Below are 15,227 nucleotides of genomic sequence, written 5' to 3'. Positions count from 1 at the left end.
AGAAACATTTCTTACACATGCCATAACGTCTCTAAGTTAACAATCAAGTCATGCCACACCTGACACAGTAATAAAAGAAGCGTTGCTAGATAAAGAGATGATGCTTGCCAGATCCCCGACTTCTGAATCCGATTCAGCCAATCCAATCAGGATTGCCCAAAGAAGTCGGGGATCTATATCGCTTTTTCATACTCTTAATCAGCAAGACTGTGAAAGTAGAGACAATTTTAGTTAACGCAACGAAAGAACGCCCATGTCAGATGTGACTTTAACGTTGACCATTAATGGTGACGCTGTCCGCCTTAAAGACGTGTCTCCTACCATGACGCTGCTGGAATATCTACGTAACAGCAGTCGCGTGGGGACGAAAGAGGGCTGCGCGGATGGCGACTGTGGGGCATGTACCGTGGCGATCGTCGCTGAAGGTGCCGATGGCAAACCCCACTATCAGGCGATGAATAGCTGCTTGATTCCCCTGGCATCCGTAGCGGGACGGGCGATCATCACGGTGGAAGGGGTCGCAAACGGGGCACTGCATCCCGTACAGGCGGCAATGGTCGAAACGCTGGGTTCCCAATGCGGCTACTGTACGCCGGGGTTTATCATGAGTCTGTTTACGGCATATTACGATCGCGCCGTGGACGCTTTCTCTGTGGAAGGCAATCTGTGTCGCTGTACGGGCTATCTCTCCATTCGTCGCGCGGCTGCGTTGGTGAATGATGCCCTGCCCGACTTACTGGATGATAGCTTTGCAACACAATTGACCCAAGCCGCGATCGATGCTACCCCACTGAATTACAGCGACAACGAGCAACAGTTTTACCGTCCCACTCAGCTAAGTGAGGTTCTGACCTTGCTCCAGCAGCATCCAAACGCCACGCTGGTCGCAGGTGCCACCGACTTAGGGCTGGAACTCACCCATCGTCGCCAACACTTTCCGGTGATGGTGTCGCTTGAAGCGGTGGCAGAACTCAAGCGCGTGGAGCAAACCCCAGAGGCAGTGACGATCGGCGCAGCCGTGCCTCTGAGCCACATCGAAACCAATCTACACGGCATCTTTCCCAGCCTGGATGAAATGCTGCATTGGTTCGCGGCACGACAAATCCGCAATCGAGCGACGCTGGGCGGCAATTTGGGCACCGCGTCCCCGATCGGCGACCTGCCCCCCGTTCTCCTGTCACTGGATGCGGAGATTACGATCGCCAGCGCCACCGAAACCCGCACCGTCCTGTTAGCAAAATTCTTCAAAGGCTACCGTCAGACCGATCTCAAACCGGAAGAGGTGATTGTGTCAGTAACGATACCAAGGGCGATCGCGTCCGGTGCCGTGCGTCGTCTCAGCCAGTCATACAAAATTGGCAAACGGGGCACGGATGACATCAGCATCGTTGCAGCCGCGTTTACGATCGATCTGGATGCCAGCGATCGCATTGTGCATGCCCGCCTTGCCTATGGGGGCGTAGCGGCAACTCCAGTACGGGCGATCGCGGTTGAAGCCATGCTCATCGGGCAACCCTGGACGCTGGAAACCATCCAGCAAATCAAACCGACTCTCAGATCAGCCTTCACACCCCTAACCGATCTGCGAGGCAGCGCCGACTATCGCAAACTGTTAATTGCCAATCTCTTTGAAAAGTTTTTTGTGGAATGCCAGTCGTTCAGTTGCCTCAAATAAGTATGTCTAAACTAATACTTCAAGTCCGAACAAACGATAACCTGCTAGATTTGCTTGCCAAATCTGAATCTCCAGTTTGGGTTATCTCGGATGATAAAGTTCAGCAAATTACACCTATCCAGGTTGTAAATTTTGCAGGTATACAAATGATTGAGGGTGTCTTTGATCGAAACTCAAGTTATCGAAAAGATGGCAGACTCATTGTAAAATTTTTGGACGGACACATCATAAATTGCAGCATTCAATTTGATGGGCAGAATCCCGTTCGCTACATTCAAGAAAATTAGACAAGAAACTTAGTGATCAATCTCAACTCAGGTTTTTTAAGATGGATATTACAGCAACGCTCAACGAAATTGCCTCTCTCAGTATTGAGGATAGACTTTTTCTGGTACAAGCAATTTGGGATAGTATTGCCGCTGAGCAAGCTTATCCTGAGCTAACAGAAGCACAGGAGAGAGAGCTTGATGCCCGGATCAAAGACTTTGAAATGAATCCAGACAATAGTCTGTCCTGGGAAGAAGTCAAAGCATCGATTAAGAGACGGCAATGAACGATGTCTTAGTCTTTCGTCCACAGGTTCGGAATGAGCTTAACGAGGCATACGATTGGTACGAAAGCCAACAACCAGGGCTTGGAGATGAGTTTCTAGACTGTATTGATGAGGTCACTAACCGCATTTGTTTGATGCCAGAATCGTATGCAATTGTGTACCGAGATGTGCGGCGGGCAGTCGTAAAGCGCTTTCCGTATGCTGTGTACTATCGGATTGTATCTAGCCGAGTCATTGTAACCGCAATTTTTCATGGTAGGCGCGATCCGAAAGCATGGCAGTCACGAGTTTAAAGACGGATTTTACAGCAGGTTTAACAAGTAGAGGTGACGAAATGAACGTAGTGGGCAAACCCTCGAAGCATGAAAGCGCTGTTTACCACGTCAGCGGGAAAGCGGTCTATACCGACGATCAGCGTCAGCCTGCGGGGATGCTGTCGGTGTATCCTGTGGTTGCTCCCTACGCCCACGCCAGAATTACGGGGATTGATGTCTCCGGTGCTGCAACGGTGGAAGGAGTCGTCACCGTACTGACTGCCGACGATGTTCCCGGCAAAAACGATACGGGCGTGATCGTGCGGGATGAGGAGTTGTTTCCCACAGAAGCGGTGAGCTACTACGGACAGGCGATCGTGTGGGTGGTGGGCGAAACGGACGATGCGGCTCGATTGGGAGCTGAAAAAGTTGTCGTGACCTATGAACCGTTGGAACCAGTCTTAAGTATTAAAGCCGCGATCGCCGCCGAGAGCTTCCACAACCAGCCACAGGTGATGCGGCAGGGGGATGTGACTGCCGCATTGAATGCAGCCGATCGCTCTCTCGATGGCGAAATCGAGATGAACGGGCAGGATCACTTTTATCTGGAAACCCAGGCAAGTTGGGTGATACCCGATGGCGAAGGACATTATCAGGTTTATGCCTCAACCCAGCATCCCGCCGAAACGCAGGTCATCGTGGCACGGGTACTGGGCATTAACAGCAATCAGGTGACGGTGACATGTTTACGGATGGGCGGCGGCTTTGGCGGCAAGGAATCCCAAGCGAACCCCTACGCGTCGGTTGCTGCGATCGCGGCTCACAAAACAGGTCGTCCCGTGCGCGTGAAGCTCAAGCGCAGCCACGATATGACGCTCACAGGCAAACGCCACGGCTTTCTTGGTCAATACAAGGTCGGCTTTACAAACGAAGGGATGCTGACGGCGCTGGATGTCTCCCTCTATGCCGATGGCGGTTGGAGTCTGGATCTGTCGCCCCCGGTGCTGCTCCGCGCCATGCTCCATGTGGATAACGCCTACTACATTCCCCATCTCAAAGTAACGGGACTCATTGCGAACACCAATCGGGTGTCGAATACAGCGTTCCGAGGGTTTGGCGGACCTCAAGGCATGATTGTGATCGAAGAAGTGATCGATCGCGTTGCCCGTGCTCTCAACCTGCCGCCTAATGTGGTGCGCGAACGCAACTTTTATCATGGGACTGGCGACACCAACACCACTCATTATGGGCAGGAAATTTACGACAATCGCCTCGATCGCGTCTGGCAAGAGGCAAAGACCAACGCCAAGTTTGCAGCGCGGCAAGGGGCGATCGCCGACTTCAATCGCACCCATCCCCATACCAAACGCGGCTTAGCCATCACGCCCGTCAAATTCGGCATCTCGTTCAACAAAACCCACTACAACCAAGCAGGCGCGCTCCTGCTCATTTACACCGATGGCAGCATTCAGCTTAACCACGGCGGCACTGAGATGGGGCAGGGACTCCACACCAAAATGCTGCAAGTGGCAGCCAGCGCTTTGGGCGTGAGTGTGGATAGGTTTCGCCTGATGCCCACCAGCACCGACAAAGTGCCCAACACTTCCGCCACAGCAGCCTCCAGCGGGTCAGACCTCAACGGGCAGGCGGTAAAAGATGCGTGTGAAACCATCAAAGCGCGTCTGTCTCCTGTCGCCGCAAGAATGATGAACCTGGACGCAGCCGAAGATCTGGTGTTTGAAGACGATTGGATTTTCTGCCAAACCTATCCCAAAGTCCGCATTGCCTTCCTTGATGTGGTGAGGCAGGCGTATGACGATCGCGTCAGCCTCTCTGCCACGGGCTATTACCGCACACCGCACATCTATTGGGATGAGGTAACAAGCAAAGGTAGACCGTTTTACTACTTTGCCTACGGTGCCGCCGTGAGCGAAGTCGAGGTCGATGGCTTCACGGGCACCTTCAAACTCCGGCAGGTGGATATCGTGCATGACGTGGGCGAGTCGTTGAATCCCCTGGTCGATCGTGGGCAAATAGAAGGCGCATTTGTGCAGGGCATGGGCTGGCTGACGATGGAAGAACTGGTCTGGGATGAACAGGGACGGCTCCGCAGCGATGCGCCCAGCACCTACAAAATTCCCACCATCAGCGAAATCCCCGCACACTTCAGCGTTCATCTCCTAGAACGGGCAGCGCAGGACGGCGTGATCTACGGCAGTAAAGCGGTGGGTGAACCGCCCTTGATGCTGGCAATGTCGGTACGGGAAGCGATCCGAGAGGCGGTGGCAGCGTTTGGCTCAGCCGATGCTGTAAACCTTGCGGCTCCAGCAACCCCAGAGGCGACGTTGTGGGCGATCGAACAGGTGCGATCGCTCTCCACCCAATCAGCTACTATCCCCGATCCACAGCTTTCAACCATCTAGTCAGGGTGAGGAATAACCATGCGATATCAAGACATCATTACGATCGAACCTGGAAAGCGAGGCGGCAAACCCTGCATTCGCGGAATGCGAATCACAGTCTACGATGTGTTGTCTTATCTGGCTTCAGGCATGACGTATGAGGAAGTTCTAGATGACTTTCCGTATCTAACTCAAGAGGATATCTTGGCTTGTCTGAGCTATGCAGCAGAGCGGGAACAACAAACGCTGACAATTCAAGCATGAAATTGTTGTTTGATCAGAATCTATCGCCTCGGTTGGTCAATCGCCTCTCGGATCTTTATCCTGCCTCTCAACACGTTTTCTTCATTGGTTTAGATCAGGCAGGCGATCATACATTATGGGAGTACGCCAATCAGAATGATTTCACTGTCGTAACCAGAGATTCAGATTTTAGTGAGTTGAATATTCTACGAGGGTTTCCGCCAAAGGTTATTTGGATTCGACGTGGTAACTGCTCAACCAATCAGATTGAAGAGATGTTGCGATCGCACAACAAAAACATTAAGCAATTTCACGAAGATCCTAACCTTGGGGTATTAGCTCTGTATTGAGTAAAGGAAAAATCGAATCCTTTTGATGAATTTAACCAACGGCAATTACCACATATGTGTTAAACCTTGACAAACAATTTCTAGTGGAATAATACTACGCGGTTTGGATTTGAATTTCTCTGGATTAGCTGCAATTATTTCTTGAAGTCTTCCTACATCTCTAGTATCTTTCAATAAAACTCCATAAGGATTGTCTGGAAGGGTAAAATCTCCCTGAGATCTCCACTCACGCTCATGCAACCAAATAATCCATCCATTTTGATTCACTTCAAAACGTACAACGCGCTACAACTCTTCCTTTGGAATACATAGCTGTTTTTCCTCATCAGGTGAAAGATAAAGTACAGGACGGCAGCCTCGACTATAAGCATATTTCTTAGTAATGAAAATACCATATGGTTCATATCGAGGTTCATCCGATCGGTGTTGTCCTTATTCAAAACATACTTCAATGAAACAAAGGGTATGTCCATAAAACAAGTAGCTGAATTTTTCCCTTTGATGTATCCTTTTCTCTGACTTCCCCAAATCTCTCCAGTTTCGAGCATACTGACAAGGTTATCAAATGCTGAATATTTTCTCTTGCCCTCGTTGGTACTTTTAGTTAAGTGAATTAAGTATGGAGTCAGGTCAGGTCTGTCATAAAACGGTAAATCTTTAAACTCAGGATACATAGTGAGAATGGTGCATTGGACATTACCAGTCGTTCAATTGATGGCAATGCCACATTCTAGCTCCACTTATCCGTTCGCGTAGGAAAATTCGTGTCCAGAAGATCCATCGGCAGATCCAGACGAGAATGGCATATCAGCAGAGGAACAAAGGCTTACGCGATCGCAGTGGCAATGGAAGTGGATGCCGCCTAATCGCGGACGAACAGTTTTGCGATCGCCCTTATCTCCACTGCTATGAATCAGGCTTGGACTCTGGAGCACCTCACTGCACATGCAAATGAGCTTGGCGTTCCCTTAGATCAACCCTACCTCAAGCAGTTCATCTAGAAGGCTTGCCGTCACTAACATAACCTGTTGAGTTGATCGCCATACGTAACCGCAGCGATCGACTCAACAGCAAAGTCTGCTGTTCTAGTTAAAGTCGATCGATCGCGTTGAGCAATGACTCTATGCTGGCGTTGTGGTCTAAGAACGAGAACAGGTGTTTGTAACGCAACTGCCCTACTTTGTTCAGTACAAACTGTGCGGGGAGCGGTGCACCAAGTGCCTGTCCTGTCTGATAAGCACGAAAGCTTTTGCAGCTTGGGTCACTCAAAAGAGGCATTTTCAACCCCAAATCTTGCACAACGGTTTTGCTTTGTCGTGGGTCGGTGCTGGTAATCATCAACAGTTCGACATCCCGATCGAGAAACGCTTCATACTGCTCATTCAGTGCCTTGATGTGTGGAAAGCAAAATGGGCAGTACTGCTTTTCAGTAAAGATGCGTGTAAACGCTAAGACAACGGGTCTACGACGGCGAAAGTCTGTCAGCGTGACCGATCGTCCATTAGTCACATCTGGCAACTCAACGTTAGGGGTGATCATGCCCTTTGCTAACGAGTTTGTAGCGGGAACAGGCAGGAAGTTATTGAAAAAACGCTGATTAAGCAGTCCGTTAAAATCCGTAGACGTAAACATTGAGAAGGAATGATGGTACTTTCAGCTTGATTCTAAAGGAAAAGGTTGCAGCGGTGTGTCTACTGTAAGACAAGCACTCGGCGAGGCTCAACCGTAAATTGCATCACTTGCGATCGCGGTTATCAGGCTCACTTATTTGTTACGCTTCGTAACACGATCGTTTATCAGTATGGTGATGCTTCTGCTCCAAGTTCAACATTTGTATAAAGCCTACCGGACTCAGGGCAAAATCACTCATGCCGTTCAGGATGTTTCCCTAGAGATTGGTGCTCAGCAAGTACTCGCGTTTTTGGGTCCCAACGGTGCTGGCAAGACGACCACCATCAAAATGATTGCAGGATTAGTGTTGCCCGATCGGGGTGCTGTTAGTATTGCCGGACGCGATCCGCACCACGATTCGCAGGCGCTGCGATCGGTGGGAGCAGTTCTAGAAGGCAGTCGCAATCTTTACTGGCGGCTCACTCCAGCCGAGAATCTGGAGTATTTCGGGGTGCTGCGGGGTTTATCACGACGTGTGGCACGGCAGCGATCGCGGGTGCTACTCGATCGTTTTGAGTTGAGCCATAAGACTACAACCAACGTACAGAAACTCTCGCGCGGAATGCAGCAAAAGGTGGCGATCGCGGTGGCATTAATCCACGAGCCGCCGCTACTCCTCTTAGATGAACCGACTCTGGGCTTAGATGTAGAAGCGACGCAAACCGTAAAGCGTCTCGTACGCGAGATTGCCAGCGAAGGGCGAGCCGTTCTTCTAACGACGCACCAGCTTGACATCGCCGAAGAACTGTCTGATCGCGTTGCGATTATCAATCAGGGAAAAATTGTGGCTGAGCAGTCAACCCAAGCGTTGCTCCAGCAGTTTTCGAGTGCTGTTTATCGGGTGGAAATGTCGGCGCTGCCTGACGATCGTGTCGCCAGGTTGCTTGATCTGGGCGCACTGGTAGAAGGCACGACCATTCACATTCCTGACCCAACCTTGCTCTACCCTGTTCTGGACATTTTGAAACCGCTGCCGATCGTGCGACTCGAAACCGAGCGGGCAACGCTTACAGATGTGTTCTTGAAGCTAACGCAAGCAACTCCTACGCCCATAAACCCGTTGCTGAATCGCGCGACAAATTAGGTCGGCACTGGGACATCCCAGCATTGAAGAGAGTGCCGTTGCAACCGAACCGCTTGAGTTCATCGCATTCGCCCACTGCTGATAGGATTACAGATCTGATTGAGTCACAAGCGGCAGCGATCGGACACACAGGCAGCAGGATACAGCGGTTGATAGGTGCGATCGCGTTTGCCAAAAAGCGTATAGCGGTTGTCGCGGATTTGCGCGTAGGCGCGATCGCCCGTCCATTTTACTCCTGGCAGCGCACGATAGGCAGACACAAAGACATCACCCAACGGCAGCAATCGACCAATTTCTTCAGCCGCATCACTGCCTTGCCAGCGCTGCTCTGGAGCCGCCGCATTGATCAAAATCATGCCTTGCTCACAAGCTTGAGGCGTGATGTCAAACTGGCTCAACGCTGGCTGATCTTGCATCGGAATGTACTGAAACCGATCGCCCTTGTCCAACCGCTCTAAAAGCTGAACCAGCGTAGTGCAAAGGTTGCAGTTGCCGTCGTAGATTACGTAGTAGGTCATGGTTTGGCAGAAGGTGGGAGAAGGTGGGAGAAGGCAGAGGGCAGAGGGCAGAGGGTGGGAGAAGGCTGAGGGCAGGAGGCAGCGGTCAGCAGGCAAGTTCGACACTCAAAACGTCATCTTCTACTGTCCCCTCATCTCCCTATCCCCTCACCTCTCCATCTCCCCACTCCCTTCTTCATAGTAACGGTGTTTTCAGCTACAGTCCTGATGGCAACTGCGATCGAAAATGAGGGACTCATCCAACAGTTTGATGCCCGATCGGCATTCTCAATGCATGAAACCGCGCATTATCGTTTGTGGCTTGGGTCCGACTGGGTATAAAATTCTCTGCTTGCTCAGACAGCAGGGAGCGGATGTTGTAGGCATTCACAGCCGCCCGCTTGCTAGTGAGAAAGAACAGATTATCATTGGCGATGCCCAGTCTGCCGCAACCCTGCTTCAAGCCGGTATTCGAGACGCGCAAACGCTGGTGCTGACCGACAGTGACGATGGCTTGAATCTGGCAGTTTTGATGCAAGCGCGAGTGCTGAATCCTCGCATTCGCATTATCAATCGGCTTTTCAACACAAGTCTGGGCGATCGCCTGGATACAACGCTGCCGGATCACATCAGCATGAGTGTGGCATCCCTGGCGGCACCGATTTTTGTCTTTGCAGCGCTGGGTAATGCAGCGATCGGGCAATTGCACCTCTTCAAGCAAACCTGGCCCATCCACGAAGAACACATTGAAGACGACCATCCCTGGTTGGGGAGGACGCTGAGCGACCTGTGGGACGATCGCAATCGCATGTTGATCTACTACTTGCCCGTGGATAGCCAGGTGGATTTAGTCTCAGCGATCACACGGGGCTACCGTCTGCAAGTAGGCGATCGGCTCATTATTGGTACTAAACCAAGTATGCGCACTGCTCAGCAGTCACTCACGCGAAGAATCGCTAGGCTGGCGCTAGGGCTAAAATATTTGCGAGAACACAGTCGGGCACTACTGGTTGGGGCGCTGCTGCTGCTAGTCATGATTCTGGTTAGCACGGCTACCTATACGTCGTCTATGCTTCATAGCAACCCGATCGACGCGCTCTACTTCTCGGTTGGCATTATCACTGGCGCTGGTGGCAACGACATTGGGCTAGAACGTGCCCCCGATGATCTAAAGATCTTCACCGTCATCACCATGCTAGTAGGCGCTGCGATCATTGGCATCTCCTACGCGCTGCTGAATGATTTTGTGTTGGGCACCCGGTTCGATCGCTTTTGGGACGCTGCCCGTATTCCCCATCGTCATCACTTTGTCGTTTGTGGGCTGGGTGGTGTAGGTGTGCAAATTGTCAGCCACCTGCATAGCTGTGGGCATGAGGTGGTGGTGATTGAACAAGACCCCAACTGCCGCTTTCTAAGCACTGTACGGGCGATGAAAATTCCCGTCATTCAAGGGGATGCCAGTATGCCTGCGACCTTAAAAGCCGCGAATTTTGAGCAGGCACAGTCGTTGCTAGCCGTCACCAGCAACGATACGGCGAATCTAGAAATTTCCCTAAATGCCAAGAGCCTTAACCCAAAGACCTCAGTCATCGTGCGCTACCAAGACCCAGAATTTGCCTGGATGGCGCAACTGGTGTTTGAATTTGACGCAGTATTCAGCCCTGCGGAACTGGTCGCTCCCGCGTTTGCTGCGGCTGCTTTAGGTGGGCGCATTCTTGGTAATGGCATGACGGCTGACAGTCTCTGGGTGGCACTGGCAACCTTGATCACGACTGGGCATCCTTTCTGCGGCAAGCAGGTGCAAGACGCTGCGATCGCTGCCGATTTTGTACCGCTCTACATGGAGACGCGTAGTCAGACGATTCACGGTTGGGATTTGCTAAAAGTTTGCCTTAGTGCTGGTGATGTGCTGTACGTAACGATGCCAGCCAGCCGCTTAGAACAACTCTGGCGATCGCCGTCTGTCGTCACGCGATCGGCGTAGATGTCGAGTATTAGGTAGCAGGAAAGCAGCCAACTGGGCAGCAGAAAATCGCGTCAATTTATTTCTGTCTCAACTCGAAAAAAGCAGCCGGAGAAATGTGGAAAAAATTGGCAAGCTTTTGAATATGAGCAGCCGTTAGTTTTCGCTGTCCGTTTAAGACTTCAGACACGATTGATTCTGTTTTGAAAATTGGCACTAAATCTTTCTGACGCAGCTCAGATTCAATAATTAGTGCCTTCAAAAGTTTTACACCATAAATGTCTTTTATACGAACATGCGCCGCTTCGTATTCGTGGACGAGCGTACCCAAAACATCAATATAGTCTTCTTCGTCGGGTGTTAGCTCACCGCGATCGATGAGCGAATCAATCACCTGTTGGGTTGCAATAAATTCTGCTTCTGATTTAACTGGTCGGGGTGGAAATGCCTTCAATAGCTCACCATAGGAACTACTATTCCTTGAGCCATGAATCGCTTTTCCAGTCTCCCCTGTCGTATTCTGCATGGGTAAAAATGTTTCGGATATAAATGATTTGACGGTTGTAATCGACACGAGCAATGAGTCGATATTTGTTGCCGCCAATGTTAAAAACAGTCAACTTGCCGACTTGGTCAGCAGAGGAAAAGACTTGACGCAGTTCAACGAAGTTTTGCCAGTGCGCTAACCGTGCAAGCTTACGCCATAAACGCAAGCTGATTTCTGCATCAGAATGCTTCTCCCAGAACTTCACTAGCCTGGATTCTGTTATTACTCGCATAAAGCCTTATTCGATTTGAGAGTGTTTTTTCCATAAAAGTCGTTTCCTTGAATACAGAGATGTGGCAATCTTCGCAAACTGCGAATAAAACGTCAAGTATTGTTCAGCGAAGATGGTGCAAACTTACTGTCGTTGATACCGCATTCCGGGCTGTTGAGAGATTAAGCCCATCAGTTCTAGCTGTAGCAGGGCGCTGGAGACAGAGCCTGCCTGAAGTTGCGTTTGCTGCACGATGAGATCGAAAGGTAGGGCTTCGACGCTATTTTCCTGAGAAAAGTTGGTCAGGATTTGCAGGACTTTCTCTAATTCAGGTTCCAGATTGAGCGGAAGTTGGGTTTGCTGAGCGGGTGTGGGTGGCACGAGATGCGGCAGGCTACCCAGCATTTCGAGCAGGTTGGCTTCGCTGAGAATGACATGGGCACCTTGATTGAGCAGATGGAGACAGCCGATCGCTTTGGGATTATCCAAACTACCTGGCAGCACATAGACATCGCGCCCGTAGTCATTGGCAATATGCGCTGTAATCAAGGCACCCGATCGCATGGGAGCTTCCATGACGATCGTGGCACGGCTAAGTCCCGCAATGATGCGATTACGGCGAGGGAAATGAGTGCGATCGGGCTGTGTTCCAGCGGGATATTCGCTCAGCAGTAGCCCCTGCTCGATTACCTGCTGGTGTAAATGTCGATTTGACCAGGGATACACGACATCGACACCCGTGCCTAGAACTGCCAGCGTACGACCATTTAAGCTAATGCAGCTTCGATGCACTTCAGTATCAATGCCTTCTGCCAACCCCGAAACGACCGTAAAACCACTCTGTGCCAGTGTTGTGGTCAAGCGGCGAGTCCAGCGTCTGCCATAATCAGAGGGATCGCGAGTGCCGACGATCGCCACCATTGGCGTGATACCCTGATTTTCTAGCCGATCGACCTCGCCCCGATAATACAGTAGCGCTGGTGGATCGGGCGTTTCCAGCAGCAGGCGAGGATAGTCTGCATCGGCGGGTGTCCAAAAGTTGGGGTTTTCGCGCTCATGCTGTTCTAAGAGCACTGATGGATCAAGTTTCTGGCGCTCTGCCACGATCGCGTCTGCCGTCTGAGTGCCAAACCCTTCCACCTCCACCAATTCTGAAGCGGTGGCATCCCACGCAGTGACCAAAGAGCCAAAGTGCTTCTGCAATCGCCTGAGCAGAATGGGACCAATGCCACTTATCTGTGACCAGGCAAACCAAAAAGCACGTTCTTCTACCAATGTTCTCTCCTCGCGTGATGTCATTCCCTGACGAACTTTAAAGCTTAAAGCCGCAACGCTTAAACTCAACCCTCTTTAGCAGTGATGACGTGCTCATGCCAGTATTCCCAGGAATTGATGTCAATTAAAGGCAGGTTTGTGTGAAGACGGCACTATCGACCATCCGTTATACTCTCTGCCATAGGTTTTCAACAGGTTTCTACACTTGCTGATCACATTTAGCAACGGGCGATCGCTAGTAGCAGACATTATGGACAATTTAGTGATCAAAATTGCAGATTTTTCGCTCGACTTTCCAGCTATTCAGCACATTCGATCGCTTGTTTTCCAGATCGAGCAAGGCGTTGCCGCTGACCTGGAGTTTGATGGCAAAGACGAGACGGCTGATCATCTGCTGGCATATTTGGATGGGCAGCCCGTCGGTACAGCCAGAATGCGCAGGCTCAACGATCGCACAGCTAAAGTAGAGCGCGTTGCTGTGCTCAAAACGGCACGTGGCTCTGGCATTGGCAAACGTATCATGGTAGAAGCGCTGGCGTTCTTGACAAATGCACAGGTTGCAGAAGTTCTCATTCACGCTCAAGAGGCAGTACGGGACTTTTATCAGCAGCTAGGGTTTGAGCCAGAGGGCGAAGTTTTTAGGGAAGCGGGGATTCCCCATGTCAAGATGAAAAAGCTGTTAACGAGCCAGATTGGACGGTGATTGGAAGCAATCGGCGACCGTGGGTGAAGGGTTTGCCCATTTTAGGATTAATTTGGCTGGTAGGGGCGATCGGCGATCGGCTCTGGTTTGCTCTAGACCACAGCATACCCGATTGGGATCAAGCCGACTATTTGACTGGCGTGCTGAACTACTGGCAGGCACTACAAACCCCACAGTGGTTCTCAGGTGATTGGTGGACGCGTTTGTGGCAGTTGTCCTCCAAGATTCCCCCCCTTGTTTACATCACCACAGCGCCCTTTGTGGGTCTGTTTGGTGGTGGCGCTGATCAAAGTACACTGGTCAATCTTTGGTTCAGCGCCCTTTTACTTGGCTCGGTTTACACCATCGGGATCAGTCTTTTCACCCTCCCCGTGGCGCTATGGGCGGCAGGGCTGTGCTTACTTATGCCAGGGTTGTATCGAGTGCGGCTCGATTTTTTGCTCGACTTTCCCCTTGCAGCCCTGGTAACGCTCTGTTTTGCTTGTTTGACCGTGTGGAGACAGGGGAGAAGGCTCAAGGCTCAAGGCTTAAGAATAAAAAATGAAACAGATTTTAGCCTTTATCCTTCATCCTTTAGCCTTTCAGACTGGTTGTTAGCCGCCGCGATCGGCATTACCCTCGGTCTCGCGCTGATGGTGAAGCAGCCAGCGCTCTTGTTTCTCGTTGTGCCGCTGGTATGGGCGGGAGTGGAAACAATCTGGCAGCGGGCCTGGATGCGCCTCTTGCAGTTGGTGTTAGCAGTCTGCCTGTCAACCGTGATCTGGCTGCCGTGGTATCGCACCAACTGGCTGCTCATGCTGTCAGCGACTAAGCGAGCGACCGTTGATTCGGCGATCGCAGAACGTGATCCCTCCCTGCTGTCTCTGGATGCCTGGACGTACTATCTCAAAGCGATGCCTGCAATGATATCGCTGCCGCTGTTGGTCGTGCCGCTCATCGGCTTTTTGTTTTTCTGGCGGCGATCGCGGGTGAGCTGTCTGGGCGAAGACTTTGAACCGAAGCCCAAAAACTATCGGCAGCAGGTCTACGCGACTTCACAAGCGGCGCTGACCTGGCTGGTTGGCTACTGTGCTGGCAGCTATGTGCTGTCATCGCTGAATGTAAACAAAGACGATCGCTACGTGGTGCCCTATTTGCCGATCGTGGCGCTGCTGTTGGCATATGGCATGACGCTGCTGCCCAGGCGCTGGAAACTTTTACAGTGGAGTACGGTTGGATTAGCGATCGCGCTGATGTTGAGCAACCTGGTGGCAATGTCCCCTGGCAGCACTCCACTGCAAACAGTGTTTGGTCAGCACTTTGCCTACACTGGTGAGGCGTACCCCCACGAGCAAGTCATTGCAGCCGTCATACAAGCACAGCCTTATTTGCGATCGACCGTTGGCGTGGTGCCTTCAACGGGACAACTTAACCAGCACAACATCAACTACTACGGCAATCTCCAAAATTTTCGCGTCTATGGACGGCAGGTTGGCACACGCCGATCGCAGGTCGAACAAGATGCTCGATCGATCGCCTGGTTCCTGACTAAAACGGGGGATCAGGGTTCGATTCGTCAGCAAGAGCCTCAGACAGCGCTCATCAAAGCCGTTGAACAGGGAGCTGACTTTACGCTGTACAAAACCTGGACGTTACCCGATCGTAGTCTCCTGAAGCTTTTTCGTCGCACGATTCCGTTGCTAGAAGTGACACCTGTTGTGGGTATTGAGGAGGCAGAAGGCAGGTTTCGACGTGAGCGGTCAGCGGTCAGCGGTCAGCGGTTAGCGGTCAGCGGTCAGCGGTCAGCGGTCAGCGGTCAG

18 protein-coding genes are annotated in these 15,227 nt (G+C 51.4%); 12 read left to right on the top strand and 6 right to left on the bottom strand.

Features of this window, described 5'->3' with window-relative positions; genetic code table 11:
- The first annotated feature begins 253 nt into the window (after window positions 1-253).
- Genes xdhA through AC5JO6_RS07585 form a run of 7 tightly spaced genes read left to right on the top strand, consistent with a single transcriptional unit; the run spans window position 254 to window position 5,477 of the window.
- Window positions 254-1,675 carry a xanthine dehydrogenase small subunit gene (gene xdhA, locus AC5JO6_RS07615; protein ID WP_496080455.1) on the top strand — a complete coding sequence of 474 codons (1,422 nt, stop codon included), beginning with the start codon at window positions 254-256 and terminating at the stop codon, window positions 1,673-1,675.
- Window positions 1,648-1,962: a hypothetical protein gene (locus AC5JO6_RS07610; RefSeq protein WP_496080454.1), complete on the top strand. Its 315-nt coding sequence runs from the start codon at window positions 1,648-1,650 to the stop codon at window positions 1,960-1,962. The genes xdhA and AC5JO6_RS07610 overlap by 28 nt, the downstream gene beginning before the upstream one ends.
- 41 nt (window positions 1,963-2,003) lie before the next feature.
- On the top strand, window positions 2,004-2,228 hold the full coding sequence (locus tag AC5JO6_RS07605; RefSeq protein WP_496080453.1) for an addiction module protein: 225 nt from the start codon (window positions 2,004-2,006) through the stop codon (window positions 2,226-2,228).
- Entirely contained in the window at window positions 2,225-2,521 is a 297-nt protein-coding gene (locus AC5JO6_RS07600; RefSeq protein ID WP_496080452.1) for a type II toxin-antitoxin system RelE/ParE family toxin, read from the top strand. Before AC5JO6_RS07605 ends, AC5JO6_RS07600 begins: the two co-directional genes overlap by 4 nt.
- A 41-nt stretch (window positions 2,522-2,562) precedes the next feature.
- Entirely contained in the window at window positions 2,563-4,905 is a 2,343-nt protein-coding gene (xdhB, locus tag AC5JO6_RS07595) for a xanthine dehydrogenase molybdopterin binding subunit (protein ID WP_496080524.1), read from the top strand.
- A gap of 18 nt (window positions 4,906-4,923) precedes the next feature.
- Complete coding sequence (locus AC5JO6_RS07590; RefSeq protein WP_496080451.1) at window positions 4,924-5,148, top strand: DUF433 domain-containing protein; 225 nt, start codon at window positions 4,924-4,926, stop codon at window positions 5,146-5,148.
- The gene (locus AC5JO6_RS07585; RefSeq protein WP_496080450.1) at window positions 5,145-5,477 is read left to right on the top strand and encodes a DUF5615 family PIN-like protein; all 333 of its coding nucleotides are present in this window, start codon (window positions 5,145-5,147) and stop codon (window positions 5,475-5,477) included. Before AC5JO6_RS07590 ends, AC5JO6_RS07585 begins: the two co-directional genes overlap by 4 nt.
- Before the next feature lie 45 nt (window positions 5,478-5,522).
- Here AC5JO6_RS07585 and AC5JO6_RS07580 read toward each other — a convergent pair whose 3' ends face one another.
- Both AC5JO6_RS07580 and AC5JO6_RS07575 read right to left on the bottom strand, forming a co-directional pair.
- The gene (locus AC5JO6_RS07580; RefSeq protein ID WP_496080449.1) at window positions 5,523-5,744 is read right to left on the bottom strand and encodes a hypothetical protein; all 222 of its coding nucleotides are present in this window, start codon (window positions 5,742-5,744) and stop codon (window positions 5,523-5,525) included.
- A gap of 822 nt (window positions 5,745-6,566) precedes the next feature.
- Window positions 6,567-7,109: a peroxiredoxin-like family protein gene (locus tag AC5JO6_RS07575; protein WP_496080448.1), complete on the bottom strand. Its 543-nt coding sequence runs from the start codon at window positions 7,107-7,109 to the stop codon at window positions 6,567-6,569.
- A gap of 175 nt (window positions 7,110-7,284) precedes the next feature.
- On the opposite strand from AC5JO6_RS07575, the gene AC5JO6_RS07570 reads away from it, so the two are divergent.
- The gene (locus AC5JO6_RS07570; RefSeq protein WP_496080447.1) at window positions 7,285-8,232 is read left to right on the top strand and encodes an ABC transporter ATP-binding protein; all 948 of its coding nucleotides are present in this window, start codon (window positions 7,285-7,287) and stop codon (window positions 8,230-8,232) included.
- A 104-nt stretch (window positions 8,233-8,336) separates the two neighbouring features.
- On the opposite strand, the gene AC5JO6_RS07565 is transcribed toward AC5JO6_RS07570, so the two are convergent.
- Window positions 8,337-8,750 carry a thiol-disulfide oxidoreductase DCC family protein gene (locus tag AC5JO6_RS07565; RefSeq protein ID WP_496080446.1) on the bottom strand — a complete coding sequence of 138 codons (414 nt, stop codon included), beginning with the start codon at window positions 8,748-8,750 and terminating at the stop codon, window positions 8,337-8,339.
- Between AC5JO6_RS07565 and AC5JO6_RS07560 the strand changes: the two genes are divergently transcribed.
- Both AC5JO6_RS07560 and AC5JO6_RS07555 read left to right on the top strand, forming a co-directional pair.
- On the top strand, window positions 8,749-8,931 hold the full coding sequence (locus AC5JO6_RS07560) for a hypothetical protein (RefSeq protein ID WP_496080445.1): 183 nt from the start codon (window positions 8,749-8,751) through the stop codon (window positions 8,929-8,931). The two genes, AC5JO6_RS07565 and AC5JO6_RS07560, sit on opposite strands and share 2 nt — an antisense overlap.
- A 93-nt stretch (window positions 8,932-9,024) precedes the next feature.
- Window positions 9,025-10,713 (top strand): potassium channel family protein, encoded by a 1,689-nt coding sequence (locus tag AC5JO6_RS07555; RefSeq protein ID WP_496080523.1) that lies wholly within the window; start codon window positions 9,025-9,027, stop codon window positions 10,711-10,713.
- Between the two features lie 58 nt (window positions 10,714-10,771).
- On the opposite strand, the gene AC5JO6_RS07550 is transcribed toward AC5JO6_RS07555, so the two are convergent.
- The 3 genes from AC5JO6_RS07550 to dprA all read right to left on the bottom strand — a co-directional run bounded on the left by AC5JO6_RS07550 (window position 10,772) and on the right by dprA (window position 12,725).
- The gene (locus AC5JO6_RS07550; protein ID WP_496080444.1) at window positions 10,772-11,218 is read right to left on the bottom strand and encodes a helix-turn-helix domain-containing protein; all 447 of its coding nucleotides are present in this window, start codon (window positions 11,216-11,218) and stop codon (window positions 10,772-10,774) included.
- On the bottom strand, window positions 11,166-11,471 hold the full coding sequence (locus AC5JO6_RS07545; RefSeq protein WP_496080443.1) for a type II toxin-antitoxin system HigB family toxin: 306 nt from the start codon (window positions 11,469-11,471) through the stop codon (window positions 11,166-11,168). The genes AC5JO6_RS07550 and AC5JO6_RS07545 overlap by 53 nt, the downstream gene beginning before the upstream one ends.
- Before the next feature lie 123 nt (window positions 11,472-11,594).
- Entirely contained in the window at window positions 11,595-12,725 is a 1,131-nt protein-coding gene (gene dprA, locus AC5JO6_RS07540) for a DNA-processing protein DprA (protein ID WP_496080442.1), read from the bottom strand.
- A 205-nt stretch (window positions 12,726-12,930) separates the two neighbouring features.
- Between dprA and AC5JO6_RS07535 the strand changes: the two genes are divergently transcribed.
- The gene (locus AC5JO6_RS07535) at window positions 12,931-13,428 is read left to right on the top strand and encodes a GNAT family N-acetyltransferase (protein WP_496080441.1); all 498 of its coding nucleotides are present in this window, start codon (window positions 12,931-12,933) and stop codon (window positions 13,426-13,428) included.
- A partial coding sequence (locus AC5JO6_RS07530) for an ArnT family glycosyltransferase (protein ID WP_496080440.1) occupies window positions 13,425-15,227 on the top strand: 1,803 nt, incomplete at its 3' end. The genes AC5JO6_RS07535 and AC5JO6_RS07530, both read left to right, overlap by 4 nt.

This window comes from Tildeniella sp., from assembly GCF_059505325.1.
Note: the sequence above shows the minus strand (reverse complement) of the source record. Positions and strands in the feature narration are given on the sequence as shown.